Here is a 16,269-nt window from a genome sequence, read left to right on the forward strand (position 1 = left end):
GATGAAATTGAAGATAGCACTCTCTGCAAGCTTTTTTGCGATCTCTGCAGCATTCCTGCCGCGCGTGGCTTCGGCCGAAGTCGCTCCGCTCGATCTGGTTGGCCCCATTGCCGATTATAAGATCTACGTATCCGAGAATCTGGAAAAGCTGGTTTCTGATACCAAGGCCTTTACCGATGCCGTGAAGGCTGGCGATGTTGATAAAGCCAAGTCTCTCTTTGCTCCAACACGCATGAGCTATGAAGCAATCGAACCGATTGCAGAACTTTTCAGCGATCTTGATGCGTCGATTGATTCACGGGCCGATGACCACGAAAAGGCTGAAAAAGATCCGGCTTTCACTGGTTTCCACCGGATCGAGTACGGATTGTTTTCCGAAAACAGCACGAAGGACCTCGCACCATTTGCCGACAAGCTGATGGCAGATGTGACGGAACTCAACAAGCGTATTACTGATTTGACACTCCCGCCGGAGAAGGTTGTTGGCGGCGCTGCAGTGCTTATGGAGGAAGTTGCGGCCACCAAGATTTCGGGCGAAGAAGACCGTTACAGCCACACTGACCTTTGGGATTTCAAGGCTAATTTTGATGGATCGCGCAAGATTTTCGATCTCGTACGCCCCTTGATTGAGAAGGACGAGGGTGAATTCATCACCAAGGTTACAGGAAACTTCGACAAGGTCGATGTCACTCTGGCAAAGTACAAAAAGGGCGACGGCTATGAGCTTTACGACAAGCTGACAGAGGACGACCGTGCCGTGCTGGCGGCCGCTGTCAACACGCTTGCTGAAGACCTTTCCACCTTGCGCGGTAAGCTTGGTCTAAACTAAGCAACGCTTTTGTTAGATATGAAAGCCCGGCCCGGTCATGCGACTCGGCCGGGCTTTTCTTTTGCGCGGTCGAAGGAAGCCTAATCGTCGCACCTCCATGGTTGACGTTGAAGAAAGAGTTTTTCGGCAGTATCGTTATTTCAGTAATTACTGAAATAACTGTTGTAACGGAAAGCGACAATGAACCTGCCGCCACTTGTCCAATCATTTGTGCTCCATTTTGGCGAAATGGGCAGCCGATGGGGTATCAATCGTACTGTCGGTCAAATCTATGCCCTGCTTTATGTATCTCCAGAACCGCTGAACGCTGACCAAATCGTTGAATCTCTCGGGATCTCCCGCTCCAATGTTTCAATGAGCCTGCGCGAGCTGCAGACGTGGAATCTGGTTCTGCTCAAGCATCTTCCGGATGACCGGCGCGATTTTTTCACGACGCCGGATGATGTCTGGCAAATACTCAGAACACTTGCTGAAGAGCGGAAAAAGCGCGAAGTTGACCCAACACTGTCGGTTTTGCGGGAAATCCTCATGCAGAAACCCGCAAGCGATGCAGAGCGCCACGCGCAAGTGCGGATGGGAGAAATGCATAGCCTTATCGAGCGGCTGACAACCTGGTATGAAGATGTCAAGCAACTGGAAACTGATCGTCTTGCCACGTTGCTGACGCTTGGTGCGAAGGTCACAAAGCTTCTGGAAGCCAAGGACAAGATCGTTTCTCTTGGCCGCTCAAAACGCACGAACGACAAGGGCTGAGACTATGAGCTCTGTGCACCCGTCAAACATAGCGCTTCACAAGGAGGGATTGGCAGGCGGTGATGTATCGCAGCACGCAAACCTCGATCATGGCGCGGTTGGGGCAGGTGTGAAGAAAAAACCTGGAGATGATGGAGGCAAGGCTGCCGCCATTGTTCAGGTGCTGGCCTCTCTGCTTTGGATACCGCAGGCCGCTTTACTGGCCAAAGGAGCAAGCATCATCATTGCTGGCAGCATGGCGAATATCCATTGGGTTGCTGCCGCCGTCATCGCCTTGGGTGTACTGCGAGCCCTGCTCGATGCCCTTGGTACCAGGCTTGCCTTTCACAAGGCCCGCGAAACTCTATCTGTAAAGAGAACGCAGGCAATCCTTACGCTTTCCCGGCGCTCGCCGCTCGACATTGAAAAGCCCGCATCGGGGCTGGCCGCCAGTGTGATTGCCGAGCAGGCGGACGCGATCTTGCCCTATCTTGCGCGCTTCAGGCCAGCAAGAATGAAGGCGACAATCGTTCCGCTTGGTATTCTGGTCTGCGTCTTTCCATTGTCCTGGGTTGCCGGGCTGGTTTTGCTGATTGCAGCGCCATTGATCCCCATTTTCATGGCGCTGATCGGGTGGCGTGCAAAAGCGGCAAGTGAACGGCATCTCGCCGAAATGGGCGATCTGAATGCGTTTTTGCTCGATCGGCTACGCGGCCTCGCTACTATCCGTTCTTTGGGGGCTGTGGATTTCACGGCGCGAAGACTGCGCGCCAATGCAGAAGAACTCAAAATCCGCACAATGGCTGTATTGCGCATTGCATTCCTGTCCTCAGCCGTTCTTGAGCTTTTTGCTGCCTTGGGCGTTGCCATGGTCGCCGTCTATGTCGGGTTCCACTTCCTTGGGCAGCTTGAATTTGGCGCTTGGGGAAATCGCCTCAGTCTTGGCGAAGGTCTCTTTATTCTCTTGCTGGCGCCTGCTTTTTTTGATCCTTTGCGGGAATTGTCGGCGGTGTGGCATGACCGAGCTGCCGGAGAGGCCGCAATCGATGCGCTGGACGGGCTCGCGACGACAGGGATGCCCATGCCGGGCAACGCTTCGCAACTGCCGAGTGTACGGTGGTCCGGAGTACCGGCGAGGCTCTCGGTAAAGAACCTGAAATTTGGTCACGCGGGGTCGAACGCCCCCCTGTTTGATGGATTCAATTTTGACGTTCGCGCTGGGGAGCATGTGGCTCTATTGGGACCAAGCGGCGCGGGCAAATCGACCCTGTTGGCACTGGTTGCAGGACTGGCGCCTTATACGGCAGGAACAATTGAGATCGATGATACGCTGCTGGATGCCAACAGCAGTGAAATCTTGCGCAAGCGGATGAGCTGCATGGGGCAAAAGCCGCATATTTTCGCGGGTACAGTCTACGACAACATATGCCTGCATCGCAATGATCTGACCAAGGGCGACGTTAATGGAGCGTTGGATGTTTCTTCCCTGAGCAACGTTGCCAATGCAAAAAGCCACAACTATCTGGGCGAAGGCGGCTCAGGACTTTCCGGGGGCGAAATCCGGCGGCTTGCATTGGCGCGGATGGCGATCAACCCCGACGCCGGTATCATCCTCGCAGATGAGCCGACCGCGCATCTCGACAAGGCAACTGCCGATGAAATTGCCGATCATTTGCTGGCCGTTGCTGCTGGCAAGACCTTGATTGTTGCGACACACGATCCGGTTCTGGCGAAGCGCATGGACAGAATAGTCATCATTGGAAATGAGACCAATGTGAAGGAACCCGCATGACCCTCTGGAGCGTGTTTCGACCTGTTGTTGGCCTCTTTCTTGCCGAAAAACGCGCCATGCTGCTGGCAGGCGCGTTGCTTGCAGCTTGTACTGTCTTTGCAGGCATAGCGCTGCTGGGTGTGTCCGGCTGGTTTATCACGGCGACAGCAATTGCCGGTGCTTCGGCAACGACTGCCCTCGTCTTTGACGTGTTCGCCCCCGCTGCCGCCATAAGGTTCTTGTCACTTGCCAGAACCGCAGCCCGCTATGGTGAGCGCCTGACAACCCATGAGGCAACGCTTGGCGTACTTGCAGGGCTGCGCGAGCGGCTTTTCAGGAATGCAGTGCAACGGCGCATATCAAACAGATTGTCACTTCAGCCTTCCCGAACATTGTTTCGGCTGACTGCTGACATTGATGCACTTGATTCGCTGTATCTGCGGATTCTTGTTCCGGCAGCGGTCGCGTTCTGCACGGCTTTGACTGTAGCGGTCGTGTTTGGCGCGATGCACCCATTGCTTGGTCTGGGAGCCGCGGCATGGCTCCTTGCAACAGGATTTGGAATTCCCTTTCTTGCTGCGCGCTGGAGCACAGTGCCGGCTCGACGCCGCGCTCATAACCTTGAATTGCTTCGTTCACGCACGATTGACGTTGTGGCGGGCCAAACCGAACTGGTTATGGCAGGGCAATTGCAGGCTTTCAGAAAGTCAGTTCTGACAGCAGATGCACGGCTTGCTGTATCGGATGACGCTCTAAATCTTATCGAAACGAAAGTTGCCGCCTGTTTCGGTGTTGCTTCAGCCGTTTTGCTTGGTGGTGTTTTGTATGGTGTTGCGTATCTTGCCAGCGCAGGAGCTATCAGTGGACCTGTGGCGGTGATGGGAATGTTGGTTGCTCTTGCGGCGCTGGAACCGTTCGCGGCTTTAAGGCGCGGCGCAGTAGAACTTGGCAGAACTGTCCTTGCGGCACGGCGTCTCGGGCCGGATCTGGTTGCCACCGCAAATCCCCTCCCCTTGCAAGCCCCGACAGGAAATTTGGCGATCGAGCTTCAGGGTGCCTGTGTAACCTACAATGCGTCCTCCTTTCCGTCTTTGCAAAATATATCACTCACCCTTGAGCGTGGTGAGCGCGTGGCTATCGTTGGCGCAAGCGGTTCAGGCAAAACGACGTTGCTGGCGCTCCTGGCGGGCGAAATCCCAGCTGGGCAAGGGGTTGTAAAGTGTATGCCCTCAACATTGCTCACCCAAAGGACCGAACTTTTTCAGGACAGCCTCCGCAATAATCTTCTTTTGGCTGATCCAAGCGCAACCGACCAACGTTTGTTGGATGTCTTGGCGATTGCCGGGTTGGCTGAACTGGTTGCCGGGTTGCCCGAAGGATTGAACACAAGGCTTGGGGAAAGCGGAATTGGCCTCTCGGGAGGTCAAGGGCGACGCTTCGCACTAGCCCGCCTTTTGTTGCGTAACGCGCCCGTCTGGCTGCTTGATGAGCCCTCTGAAGGTATCGACGGGGAAACTGCGCGCGACGTTCTGCAACGGCTGGCCGGCCAAATGAAGCAACAGACCGTCGTCATCGCAACACATATCAGACGAGAGGCCATGCTGGCTGATCGATTGCTGGTGCTTGAGCATGGCCGCCTCAAAGCGGCATATTGCAAGGGGCAACCGGAATATCAAAGCATCCTCGACGGTCTAAGGCCGGACTGAACGATTATTCAATCGGCTCGTGTGAGACGAGCCGACCAACAGGGGGTCGGGTAACCGACGCAAAGCAATGGAACTCGACATAGTAGCGCTTTCGCGCCTGCAATTCGCGATCACAGCTCTTTATCACTTTCTGTTTGTACCACTCACGCTGGGGCTTTCCGTGCTGCTGGCAATCATGGAGACGGTCTATGTGATGACCGGCCGCGTGATCTGGCGGCAGATGACCAAATTCTGGGGGACCTTGTTTGGAATCAACTTCGCGATCGGCGTGGCGACAGGTATCGTCATGGAATTCCAGTTCGGCATGAACTGGAGTTATTACAGCCTCTATGTGGGCGATATTTTCGGAGCGCCACTGGCGATAGAAGGGCTGATGGCTTTCTTTCTGGAGGCTACCTTCGTCGGTCTCTTCTTTTTCGGTTGGGACAAGCTGTCCAAGGTGGGCCATCTGGCCGCTACCTGGGCGGTTGCTGCAGGATCAAACTTCTCCGCATTATGGATCTTGATTGCCAATGGCTGGATGCAAAATCCGGTAGGATCGGTCTTCAATCCACAGACGATGCGCATGGAAGTATCTGATTTCTATGAGGTTTTGCTCAACCCCGTTGCTCAGGCCAAGTTTGTTCATACGGTTTCTGCAGGCTATGTCACAGCCTCTATTTTCGTGCTGGGTGTATCTGCATGGTATGCGCTAAAGGGCCGCCACATCGAGATTGCCAAACGCTCAATGACAATTGCCGCGTCATTTGGGCTGGCCTCTGCCCTTTCTGTTGTCGTTCTGGGGGATGAAAGTGGATACCTTTCGACAGAGCACCAGAAGATGAAACTGGCTTCGATCGAAGCCATGTGGAAAACCGAGCCTGCCCCGGCCGCATTCACCGCATTCGGGTTTCCGGACCAGGAGGCGCGTGAGACGCATTACGCTGTCCATATTCCATGGGTCATGGGTCTGATCGGTACACGATCGCTGACCACAGAAATTCCCGGTATAGAAGACCTCGTGGAACATGCGGAATCCAGAATACGAAAAGGCATGATAGCCTATGACGCGCTTCAGAAGATTCGCGAGGAAGGCAGCACCACAACCGTTGGCGCTGATGTCCGCGACGCTTTCGAGACCAATGGCTCTGATCTTGGCTATGCATTGCTTCTGAAACGTTATGTCGATGATCCAAGGCAGGCTTCTGATGAACAGATTGCGAAAGCAGCCTGGGATACTGTGCCGCATGTACCGACACTGTTCTGGTCATTCCGTATCATGGTCGGACTTGGCATGTTCTTTATCCTGCTGACCTTCACCTTTTTCGTACTTTCTGTTCGCAGGAAGATTGATGCTTACCCCTTTCTTTTGCGTATCGCGGTCTTTTCGATCCCCCTCCCCTGGATCGCAGCTGAACTTGGATGGATCGTTGCAGAGGTTGGGCGCCAGCCATGGATTATCGAGGGCGTGCTGCCTACCGCCGCTGCGGTTTCCCATCTGGGCGCCAAGTCCCTGCTCATCACAATTGCAGGCTTTGTGATCATCTACACGACGCTTTTCATTATCGAGATGGGCTTGATGCTGAAAGCGATCAGGCAAGGACCAGAGCCAGACCATGAGCCTGAAGCGGCTCTCATTTCCACTCATATTGTCCCAGCGGAGTAGACGATCATGATCCTGCATCAACTTCTTGACTATGAAACGCTGCGTCTCATCTGGTGGGTGTTGCTTGGAACTCTTCTCATCGGTTTCGCCATCACTGATGGTTTTGACCTGGGAATTGGCACACTCCTCCCTTTCATTGCCAAGAACGATATGGAGCGCCGGGTTGTGATCAATACGATTGGCCCCATCTGGGAAGGCAACCAGGTGTGGCTGATTGTGGGCGGCGGCGTCATATTTGCTGCATGGCCTCCCCTCTATGCCGTTTCCTTTTCCGGCTTTTATCTTGCCATGTTCGTGATACTCGCAGCGCTGATCATCAGGCCTGTGGCATTCAAATATCGCTCCAAGCGGGAAAGTACGCTCTGGCGCTCCACATGGGACTGGGCTCTTTTTGTGGGCGGCTTTGTGCCGGCGCTGATCTTTGGGGTGGCGGTCGGAAATGTTATTCAGGGCGTGCCGTTCCGGTTCAACAATGAGCTGCGGATATTTTACGAAGGCACGTTCTTCGGGCTGCTCAATCCTTTTGCGCTTCTATGCGGCGTTCTTTCTGTGGCCATGCTCATCATGCATGGCAGTGCATGGCTGATGATCAAAACGTCCGGTCCTGTGGCAGACAGGGCAAGACGCTGCGGCATGGTTGCAGCGGTTTTAACCCCGGTAATCTTTGTCCTTGCCGGGCTGTACCTCTGGATGGGCATCGACGGATACAAGGTCACAAGTGTTTTTGACAAGGCCGCGCCTTCTAATCCTTTGATGAAGACGGTTGTGATAGAGCACGGTGCCTGGTTCGCCAATTACGCTGCGCTGCCCTTGCTTCTGGTGGTTCCGGCCTTGGCTGTTGTCGGTGCGATTGCTGCATTCCTTGGATTGAAAGCGAGACGTGAGGGCACTACGATATTCCTGAGCGCCTTGTCTGTCGCATCAATCATAGCGACCGTCGGGGTTTCGATGTTCCCGATCATTCTGCCATCATCTCTCGATCCGATATCGAGCCTCACTGTCTGGGATGCTTCATCAAGCCATCTGACACTGTTCATCATGCTGGTTGTCTCGGTAATCTTCATTCCGCTGATCGTTGCCTATACGAGCTGGGTCTACAAAGTCCTCTGGGGCAAGGTGGATGAAGCAACTATTGGCGATAAAAGCGGTCACGCTTACTAATCAGGAGAACGACATGTGGTATTTTGCCTGGCTTTTGGGATTGCCCTTTGCAGCAGCGTTCGCCGTTTTGAACGCGATGTGGTACGAGCTTGTCGATGACGACAAATCCCGGACAAACATCGACAATCCGGACATTAAGTGAATGTGATTTACGATTGAAAGCCGATAATTTACCGCAGTAAATTGTCGGCTTTTTTGTTGCCGTTAACGGCGGCCTTGCCGCTGGATGTGACTGGCAGCCAGTGCTGATAAGTTGTTGAGGACAGGACGGCATGCCTGTGCCAGTAGGCTTAATTTCCTTGCTGTCGTGTGCGAATCGGAGCCTAATGGCGGTTGGCAGGACAATTGTCCTCAAAAAGCGCTATTAGAGGTTTCGGTTCGATGAATATCGCAGTGCCTCTGCCAAAGTTCGAGTTCGATGAAAAGATACTTGATCAGGGTGCGGAGATCTCACGCCGGTTAAACCAGCTTCGGATGGAAAAATTTCCGCCGAATGCCAAGAAGACTCTGCGCCAATTTTCCATGGCGGAAGTAGCGCACTATCTTGGCGTGACACAAAACAACCTCAAGCGTCTTCACCTTGAAGGCAAAGGCCCTGTACCTGCACAGGTGTCGTCCGGGCGTCGTTTCTACACGGCCGAGCAGATGCTTGAATTGCGGCACTATCTTGATCGCAATGGGCGTACTGAGGTTAAAAAATATGTTCCGCATCGCAAAGCCGGTGACAAGCTGCAGGTGATCGCAGTCGTCAACTTCAAGGGCGGGTCGGGAAAGACAACAACAGCTGCCCATTTGGCCCAGTATCTGGCGCTGACAGGTCATCGTGTTCTTGCCATAGATCTCGACCCGCAGGCTTCTCTTTCTGCACTGCACGGCTTCCAACCGGAGCTGGACCGCAACTTGTCGCTCTACGAAGCTATCCGATATGATGAAGAGCGCATACCTATCTCCGATGTTATCCTGCCCACCAATTTCCCGGGGCTCGATCTTATTCCGGCAAATCTTGAATTGCAGGAATATGAGTATGATACGCCGCTTGCCATGCAGGATAAATCTTCGCGCCAAGGACGCCAGTTCTTTACCCGCATTGCTGCAGCCTTGGAAGAAGTTGACGCTCGTTATGACGTTGTTGTTGTCGACTGCCCGCCGCAGCTTGGCTATCTGACGCTGACTGCGATGTCTGCCGCAACGTCCGTTTTGATAACAGTGCATCCTCAGATGCTGGATCTGATGTCAATGTCGCAGTTTCTTCTGATGCTTGGCGGCATTCTGAAGACCGTCAAGCAGGCAGGCGCTAAGGTGGAACTGGACTGGTTTCGTTATCTGATCACCCGCTATGAGCCGTCGGATATACCGCAGGCACAGATGGTGGGCTTCATGCAATCCATGCTTGCAGAAGAAATCCTTGCCAATCCCATGTTGAAATCGACAGCAGTTTCAGATGCAGGACTGACAAAGCAAACCCTGTACGAAGTCGAGAAAACCAACTTCACCCGGTCAACCTATGAGCGAGCAATTGAATCGCTGGACGCTGTGAATTCCGAGATTGCCAGCTTGGTCCATCGTGCTTGGGGGCGTCGATGATGCGGATATTCACTGTGGTAAAAACCGACTTTTTGACAAAAGTTGAGCAGCTGATTGCGGGGCAGGCAAATGGCTCGTAAAGATATTTTCAGTGGTGTCATGAACCCTGCCCCAGTCACTGGCGATCATGATAAGGCACTGTCCTATGTCGTCAGTGGCGCATCGCGCTCTATAAAAAGTTCTTTCGAAGAGCTGGCAAAAGGCAGTGTCGTTGATCTTGATCCGGGTGTTATCGATGGATCATTTGTTTCTGACCGCATCGATGACGATGACGACGCGTTTCAGGACCTTGTGACCGCTATAAGAGAAAGAGGGCAAGACACGCCAATTCTGGTGCGTCCGCATCCGACGGCTTCCGGACGTTATCAGATCGTCTTTGGCCATCGCCGTGTCAAGGCCGCGCGGGTGCTGGGACGGTCTGTTCGTGCGCTGGTAAAGCCGCTCGCCGATCAGGATCATGTCATCGCTCAGGGACAGGAAAACGCTGCGCGATCGAACCTGTCTTTCATCGAGCGCACATTATTTGCCAAGCGCCTTGCTGATCTGGGCTATGGCCAAACAGTTGTGAAATCAGCGCTTGCGCTTGATGCGACAACGTTTTCCAAGATGCAGACTGTATCAGGTTCGGTTCCGGAAGCTCTGATCCTGGCGATCGGTGCAGCAAAGGCGACCGGCAGGGATCGCTGGTGGCAACTCTCGAAGCTTCTGCAAATGCAGGGAAGCATCGAGAAAGCTCAAGAGGTGCTTTCCGGCGCTGAAGCAAAGTCTGTGGACGCCGATGCGCGCTTTGGCCTGGTTTTCGATGCACTCAATAAAGCCAATCGGCCAGTGGCGAAGACCAGCGCATCAGTAGCACGGTCCTGGCAATCGACAGACAAGTCAATCAAAGCGGATATGACCACGAGTGGGAAGGCATTCACACTGGCCCTGAAAGCCAAGAATGCCTCACGCTTCGGTGCATATCTTGCCGATAACCTCGAAGAGCTCTACCAGGCCTTCAAGGAATCGGAAACTGTAATAAAAACAGGAGATTAACCCGCAAAAGAAAAAAGCTCCCGAACGTTGCCGTCGCGGAAGCCCTTCTCATGTCTAGCAACTAGAGAATCGCATTTCCTCGAATCACTGTCAAGACTTTTTGGCGCCGTTGGAGCGAGTGGATTTCTTTTGCCTTAAAGAAGGTGAAAGACAATGCAGACCGGACAGGCCATAACGACGCCCTTTGGGCGGCGATCGCTGTCGCTTGGCATGTTAACAACACAAGCCGCGGCCAAGAATGTTGATAGCGAAGCATCAGTCGACAAGTGGAAGCTGTTTCGCAACCTGTGTGAGGCGCGGATAAGCCTTGGCCTATCGGATCGGGCGCTGGTTGTGTTGAACGCATTGCTGACCTTTTATCCTCAAGCGGAATTGAGGGAAGAGCATGGTTTGGTGGTTTTCCCATCGAACGTTCAACTTTCGCTCCGATCCCATGGAATGGCTCCAGCAACCTTGCGCCGGCATTTGAGCGCTCTGGTTGAGGCCGGACTTATATTCCGCAAGGATAGCCCGAATGGAAAACGCTACCTTCGCAAAACGCGGGCAAGCGAGGGGGGAGAGGCTTTCGGATTCTCATTGGCACCATTGATCGTGCGCTCAGGTGAATTTGAAGCACTGGCCGACAAAGCGAAGGCGAAAAGACTGCAGTTAAAACTGTTGAAAGAGCGTATGACACTGCTCCGCCGCAACATCGTCAAGCTTATTGAACTCGGTTTTGAGGAACTCCCCCAGCTCGACTGGAGCGCTTATTACATGCGGTTCAGGGGGGTGGTTGAGGGTGTTCCGCGGCAAGCGGCAGCACTGGACCTGGAACCTGCAATTGATGGGCTGGAGTGTATTGAAACCGAGATACTCAGCTTGTTGGAAAACAAAGTAAATTCTCAAAATACGAGCGCCAATGAATCTCATTTTGAGCGTCACAAACATAATTCAAATACACAACACCACTTTGAATCTGAACTTGGCATAGAAAACAGCCAAAGGGCGAAGTCCGAACTGAACAGGACAAATGTTGAGATTGCCGGAGAGGAAAATCTATCAAGAATATCAGTCACGTCTGATCACATGAACATGCAGCCGACAGGCCAAGATGTCAGGCCAATTCCGCTTGGATTGGTTAGGCAAGCCTGCCCGGAGATCGAAGCCTATGCCACAAACGGAATTGCAACATGGTCCGATTTAATGGCGGCTGCCGTGGTGGTGCGGTCAATGTTGGGCGTTAGCCCGTCGGCCTATGAAGAAGCCTGCGCTATTCTTGGTCAGGAGAATGCAGCGGTTGTTGTGGCTTGTATATTGGAGCGCGCTGCTCAAATCAGTTCGGCCGGGGGATATCTAAGATCGCTTACGCATAAGGCTTCCAAAGGAGCGTTCTCCGTCTGGCCAATGCTCTTGGCTCAACTGAGGGCGAATGGCACGCAGTTGAGCTTGGTGAGGAATCTGTAGCCGAGTACAGCTACTTTCTGGCTACTGGAAAAGGTGCGGCTGTCAAATGATACTCCTTCTTGCATAGCACTCAAGCCAGAGGAGGAGCAGCGAAATGCTGGAAGGATATGTTCTCAGCTGAGAACGGATCACCAGCTAAGAACGACCTTACCGGAACTGCCTGAGCGCATGGCATCGAATCCCGCTTGAAAGTCATCAATCGAAAGCCGGTGCGTGATGATCGGCGTAAGATCCAGTCCGCCTTGAACAAAAGCGATCATCTTATACCAGGTTTCGAACATCTCGCGCCCATAGATGCCTTTAAGATTAAGCATCTTGAAGATAACTTTGTTCCAGTCGATCTCAAATCCGGTGGGAGCAATACCAAGAATAGCAATCTTTCCGCCATTGTTCATCTTGTCGATCATGTCCCGGAATGCCACCGCCGCACCAGACATTTCAAGACCGACATCGAAGCCTTCGGTCATTCCGATCTCTTGCATCACATCGGCGAGGTTTTGTTTGGAGGCATCGACCACATAGTCAATTCCCAACTTGGTGGCGAGCGCCAGTCGCGAAGGATTGATATCTGTAATGACGACCTTGCGAGCGCCAGACCGTTTTGCGACGAGCGCTCCCATAATGCCGATGGGTCCAGCGCCGGTTACAAGTACGTCCTCGCCAACAAGGTCGAAACTCAAAGCAGTGTGAACCGCATTGCCGAATGGATCAAAGATGGCAGCAATTTCATCAGGCACATCATCGGGTATCGGCACAACATTGTACTCGGGAATACAGACATACTCACCAAATGAACCAGGCCGATGGACGCCAACACCAAGTGTATTGCGACACAGGTGGCCACGACCAGCACGGCAGTTGCGGCAGACACCACAAACAATGTGGCCTTCCCCCGATACCCGTTGCCCTACTTTGTATTTGGTCACGGCAGAGCCGACATCGGCGATTTCGCCGCAGAATTCATGACCGACAACCATGGGAACAGGAATTGTCGCTTGTGCCCATTGATCCCAGTTGTAAATGTGAACGTCCGTGCCGCAAATGGCGGATTTCTTGACCTTGATCAGAACGTCGTTTGGTCCCGGTTCAGGAACAGGCACGCGTTCCATCCATATGCCGGGTTCCGCTTTGGCCTTCACCAGTGCTTTCATCATGTTTGACATGTTCATTTTGCTCCAATGACACCGAGCTCGCGCCCGACGTCTGCAAAGACTTCGATAACGCGTGCCACATCTTCACGCGTGTGGGCGGCGGACATCTGAGTGCGGATGCGTGCTTGACCCTTTGGTACAACAGGGAATGCAAAGCCGACGACATATACGCCCTTCTCCAGCATCCGTGCTGCCATTTCTTGTGCCAGCGTCGCTTCGCCAAGCATGACTGGTATGATCGCGTGGTCGGCGCCTGCCAGTGTGAAGCCAAGTTTGGTCATGTCGCGACGGAAATGTGCGGCATTGTCATTGAGCCGGCTACGGAGTTCAGTGCCCCGTTCGATAAGGTCGAATACCTTGAGCGATGCCGCAGCAATAACTGGTGCAAGCGTATTGGAGAAAAGATATGGGCGTGACCGCTGGCGCAACCAATCTATCACTTCGGCCTTGCCGGATGTGTAACCGCCCGAAGCGCCGCCAAGTGCTTTGCCAAGCGTTCCGGTGATGATATCAATTCTGCCCTCGACACCGCAATGTTCTGCGGATCCACGGCCATTCTTGCCGACAAAACCAACTGCGTGACTGTCATCGACCATGACCATTGCGCCGTACTTTTCGGCAAGATCACAAACGCCTTGCAAATTGGCAATGATCCCGTCCATGGAGAACACACCATCGGTCGCAATCATTTTGAAGCGGCTCCCTTCCGCCTTCTTCAACTCTTCTTCCAACGCGGCCATATCATTGTTGGCGTAGCGGAAGCGCTTCGCCTTGGACAAACGCACCCCATCGATAATCGAGGCATGGTTGAGTGCGTCGGAAATGATCGCATCTTCTTCACCAAGCAGCGTTTCAAACAGACCGCCATTGGCATCGAAACAGCTGGAATATAGAATAGTATCTTCAAGGCCCAGGAAGTTTGAGATACGGGCCTCAAGCTGTTTGTGTTCCTCTTGTGTGCCGCAGATAAACCTGACCGAAGCCATGCCGTAACCGTAGCGATCGAGAGCCGCTTTGCCAGCTTCCGCCAATTCGGCATTGTCGGCGAGACCAAGGTAATTGTTCGCACAGAAGTTGAGGACCTTGGCGCCAGACGCGATTTCTATCTGCCCTGCCTGCTTGGAAGTGATGACGCGTTCGGATTTGTAAAGTCCTGACGTCTTCAGTCCCTCGATTTCAGTGATGAGGTGATCGATAAATGGCTTGGTCATGACGGATCCTGCTCTGGGCTGGTGTTGTCAGTGTCATCTCACGATCAGACGAATGTCTCAAGCCCTCGCATGAAACGGATGAAAAACCGCACGATAAGGAACGATTACTCGGTTTTTCCGGCAACATTTCTTATGAAACGCTCATCGCCTCGGCAATTTGCTGCTTTGTCCTATGCAACCTGAACAACGTGTCCGGTCGAAACTTCCTTATATTGTCTCACTGGCGTGACGAAATCCGGTGTGCGCACAGGGCTTTTTATTTCATCATTGGAAACGGGCCGCTTTATCCCGCGCCGGGAGGGATCCGGTACGGGGACCGCCGATATGAGTTTCTTCGTATAAGGGTGCTGGGGATTCTCAAAGATTGCCGCGCGGGGTCCGATCTCAACGATCTCTCCCAGATACATAACGGCAATACGATGGCTGACGCGCTCCACGACGGCAATGTCGTGTGAGATGAAAAGGTAAGCAAGGTTGAGGCTGGCTTGGAGGTCAAGTAGCAGATTGATGACCTGCGCTTTGATGGACACGTCCAATGCTGAAACTGACTCATCTGCAACAATGATTCGAGGATCAAGCGCAAGAGCGCGCGCAATGCAGACACGCTGCCGCTGGCCACCGGAGAACTCGTGCGGATAGCGTCCAGCCATATCGGCGTTCAGGCCAACCCGCTCCAAAAGATCAGCAACCCTGTCACGGGCCTGCATGCGTGTTCCGAGCTTATGCTCGAGATAGGGTTCGGCAATCGCTGCGCCCACGGTCATACGCGGATTGAGACTTGCGAACGGATCCTGAAAGATCATCTGCATGGTGCGTCGCATATCGCGAAGCTGTTTTGGATCCATCGTCAGGACATCTTTGCCGTTAAGCAACACCTCGCCTGATTGAGGCTGTACCAGTCGCATGATGGAACGACCGGTCGTTGATTTACCACAGCCCGACTCGCCAACCAATGAGAGCGTCTCACCCGGTTGCAGGCTGAAGGAAAGATTTTCCACGGCATGAACCCTGCCCTCCAACTGGCCGAACATGCCGGAATGAATGTTGAAACGCGTCGTGAGATTGCGAACTTCAAGTAATGGTGGCTTTTCGGTTTGAACAGTGTCTGCTGCCTCAACAGGCGTGTCTGATGTGCCGGTATTTCGATCCACAACTGGAAACCGCAATGGCCGTTTGCGGCCTTTCATAGAACCAAGGATTGGTACGGCTGATAGCAATGAACGCGTATAAGGGTGCTGGGGCCTGGCAAAAATGTCTTCTGTGGGACCAGTTTCAACCGCCTCTCCGTTATACATGACAACAGTACGATCGGCGATTTCAGCCACAACACCCATGTCGTGGGTAATGAATAGGACGGACGCTCCTTCCTCATCTTGTAAAAGCTTGATGAGATCAAGTATCTGCCCCTGAATTGTCACATCCAACGCAGTGGTTGGCTCATCCGCAATGAGCAGCTTGGGTTTGCTGGCAAGAGCCATAGCGATCATCACGCGTTGGCGCATGCCGCCGGAGAAACGGTGTGGATACTCATCGAAACGTGATTTTGCAGCCGGGATACGGACCTTTTCCAACAATCTGATCGTCTCGGCCCGTGCATCAGCCCGCGAGATATTCTTGTGGCAAAGCAAAGCTTCGCTGATCTGCTGGCCGATCGTAAACAGCGGATTGAGACTGGTCATTGGCTCTTGAAAGATCATCGCGACATCATTGCCCCGCACCGACCGCATCTGACTTTCAGGCAAGGCGAGTATGTCCTTGCCATCAAGCAGTATCTTGCCTTCAAAACGGCTCTTGTCTTTTTGAAGGAGCCGCATGATCGACAAGGAGGTGACACTCTTGCCGGAACCGGATTCACCTACAATGGCGACTGTTTCGCCGGCAGCAACGTCAAAGGATACGTTCCGAACCACAGGTCGCCATTTGCCATCAGCCAGAAAGGATATCGTCAGGTTTGAAACCGACAATACAGGTGGAATGGATTTGTCCATGGGTTATCCTTTC

Annotated in this window: 13 protein-coding genes; 10 read left to right on the forward strand and 3 right to left on the reverse strand. The window is 53.3% G+C overall.

Annotation, left to right across the window (positions count from 1 at the left end):
- The first annotated feature begins 7 nt into the window (after positions 1-7).
- The 10 genes from efeO (at position 8) to repC (ending at position 11,906) form a co-directional block, all read left to right on the forward strand.
- The gene (gene efeO / locus ACYJL1_RS21710) at positions 8-829 is read left to right on the forward strand and encodes an iron uptake system protein EfeO (protein ID WP_460899956.1); all 822 of its coding nucleotides are present in this window, start codon (positions 8-10) and stop codon (positions 827-829) included.
- A 180-nt stretch (positions 830-1,009) separates the two neighbouring features.
- Entirely contained in the window at positions 1,010-1,582 is a 573-nt protein-coding gene (locus tag ACYJL1_RS21715) for a GbsR/MarR family transcriptional regulator (protein WP_460899228.1), read from the forward strand.
- A 4-nt stretch (positions 1,583-1,586) separates the two neighbouring features.
- Positions 1,587-3,353 carry a thiol reductant ABC exporter subunit CydD gene (cydD, locus tag ACYJL1_RS21720; protein ID WP_460899229.1) on the forward strand — a complete coding sequence of 589 codons (1,767 nt, stop codon included), beginning with the start codon at positions 1,587-1,589 and terminating at the stop codon, positions 3,351-3,353.
- Positions 3,350-5,038, forward strand: a complete 1,689-nt coding sequence (locus ACYJL1_RS21725) for an amino acid ABC transporter ATP-binding/permease protein (protein WP_460899230.1) — start codon at positions 3,350-3,352, stop codon at positions 5,036-5,038. Before cydD ends, ACYJL1_RS21725 begins: the two co-directional genes overlap by 4 nt.
- Before the next feature lie 67 nt (positions 5,039-5,105).
- Positions 5,106-6,683, forward strand: coding sequence for a cytochrome ubiquinol oxidase subunit I (locus ACYJL1_RS21730; RefSeq protein WP_460899231.1), 1,578 nt, complete (start codon positions 5,106-5,108; stop codon positions 6,681-6,683).
- A gap of 6 nt (positions 6,684-6,689) precedes the next feature.
- On the forward strand, positions 6,690-7,844 hold the full coding sequence (cydB, locus tag ACYJL1_RS21735; RefSeq protein WP_460899232.1) for a cytochrome d ubiquinol oxidase subunit II: 1,155 nt from the start codon (positions 6,690-6,692) through the stop codon (positions 7,842-7,844).
- A gap of 13 nt (positions 7,845-7,857) precedes the next feature.
- Positions 7,858-7,986, forward strand: coding sequence for a cytochrome bd-I oxidase subunit CydX (gene cydX / locus ACYJL1_RS21740; RefSeq protein ID WP_460899233.1), 129 nt, complete (start codon positions 7,858-7,860; stop codon positions 7,984-7,986).
- A gap of 239 nt (positions 7,987-8,225) precedes the next feature.
- Positions 8,226-9,428, forward strand: a complete 1,203-nt coding sequence (gene repA, locus ACYJL1_RS21745; RefSeq protein ID WP_460899234.1) for a plasmid partitioning protein RepA — start codon at positions 8,226-8,228, stop codon at positions 9,426-9,428.
- Between the two features lie 69 nt (positions 9,429-9,497).
- The gene (repB, locus tag ACYJL1_RS21750; RefSeq protein ID WP_460899235.1) at positions 9,498-10,463 is read left to right on the forward strand and encodes a plasmid partitioning protein RepB; all 966 of its coding nucleotides are present in this window, start codon (positions 9,498-9,500) and stop codon (positions 10,461-10,463) included.
- 153 nt (positions 10,464-10,616) lie between these two features.
- On the forward strand, positions 10,617-11,906 hold the full coding sequence (repC, locus tag ACYJL1_RS21755; RefSeq protein WP_460899236.1) for a plasmid replication protein RepC: 1,290 nt from the start codon (positions 10,617-10,619) through the stop codon (positions 11,904-11,906).
- Positions 11,907-12,034: 128 nt separating this feature from the next.
- On the opposite strand, the gene tdh is transcribed toward repC, so the two are convergent.
- From tdh to ACYJL1_RS21770, 3 genes are all read right to left on the reverse strand, one after another.
- Entirely contained in the window at positions 12,035-13,069 is a 1,035-nt protein-coding gene (tdh, locus tag ACYJL1_RS21760) for an L-threonine 3-dehydrogenase (RefSeq protein ID WP_460899237.1), read from the reverse strand.
- 2 nt (positions 13,070-13,071) lie between these two features.
- The gene (locus ACYJL1_RS21765; protein ID WP_460899238.1) at positions 13,072-14,268 is read right to left on the reverse strand and encodes a glycine C-acetyltransferase; all 1,197 of its coding nucleotides are present in this window, start codon (positions 14,266-14,268) and stop codon (positions 13,072-13,074) included.
- Between the two features lie 170 nt (positions 14,269-14,438).
- Positions 14,439-16,256 (reverse strand): ABC transporter ATP-binding protein, encoded by a 1,818-nt coding sequence (locus ACYJL1_RS21770; protein WP_460899239.1) that lies wholly within the window; start codon positions 16,254-16,256, stop codon positions 14,439-14,441.
- Positions 16,257-16,269 lie beyond the last annotated feature (13 nt).

The organism is Phyllobacterium sp. K27 (assembly GCF_054796155.1).

Excerpts from the sequence above, each read along its gene's own strand:
- ACYJL1_RS21730 (WP_460899231.1), top strand. The coding sequence starts at position 5,106 with ATGGAACTCGACATAGTAGCGCTTTCGCGCCTGCAATTCGCGATCACA.
- repC (WP_460899236.1), top strand. The coding sequence starts at position 10,617 with ATGCAGACCGGACAGGCCATAACGACGCCCTTTGGGCGGCGATCGCTG.
- repB (WP_460899235.1), top strand. The coding sequence starts at position 9,498 with ATGGCTCGTAAAGATATTTTCAGTGGTGTCATGAACCCTGCCCCAGTC.
- ACYJL1_RS21725 (WP_460899230.1), top strand. The coding sequence starts at position 3,350 with ATGACCCTCTGGAGCGTGTTTCGACCTGTTGTTGGCCTCTTTCTTGCC.
- ACYJL1_RS21765 (WP_460899238.1), bottom strand. The coding sequence starts at position 14,268 with ATGACCAAGCCATTTATCGATCACCTCATCACTGAAATCGAGGGACTG.
- cydD (WP_460899229.1), top strand. The coding sequence starts at position 1,587 with ATGAGCTCTGTGCACCCGTCAAACATAGCGCTTCACAAGGAGGGATTG.
- ACYJL1_RS21770 (WP_460899239.1), bottom strand. The coding sequence starts at position 16,256 with ATGGACAAATCCATTCCACCTGTATTGTCGGTTTCAAACCTGACGATA.
- ACYJL1_RS21715 (WP_460899228.1), top strand. The coding sequence starts at position 1,010 with ATGAACCTGCCGCCACTTGTCCAATCATTTGTGCTCCATTTTGGCGAA.
- repA (WP_460899234.1), top strand. The coding sequence starts at position 8,226 with ATGAATATCGCAGTGCCTCTGCCAAAGTTCGAGTTCGATGAAAAGATA.
- tdh (WP_460899237.1), bottom strand. The coding sequence starts at position 13,069 with ATGTCAAACATGATGAAAGCACTGGTGAAGGCCAAAGCGGAACCCGGC.
- cydX (WP_460899233.1), top strand. The coding sequence starts at position 7,858 with ATGTGGTATTTTGCCTGGCTTTTGGGATTGCCCTTTGCAGCAGCGTTC.
- cydB (WP_460899232.1), top strand. The coding sequence starts at position 6,690 with ATGATCCTGCATCAACTTCTTGACTATGAAACGCTGCGTCTCATCTGG.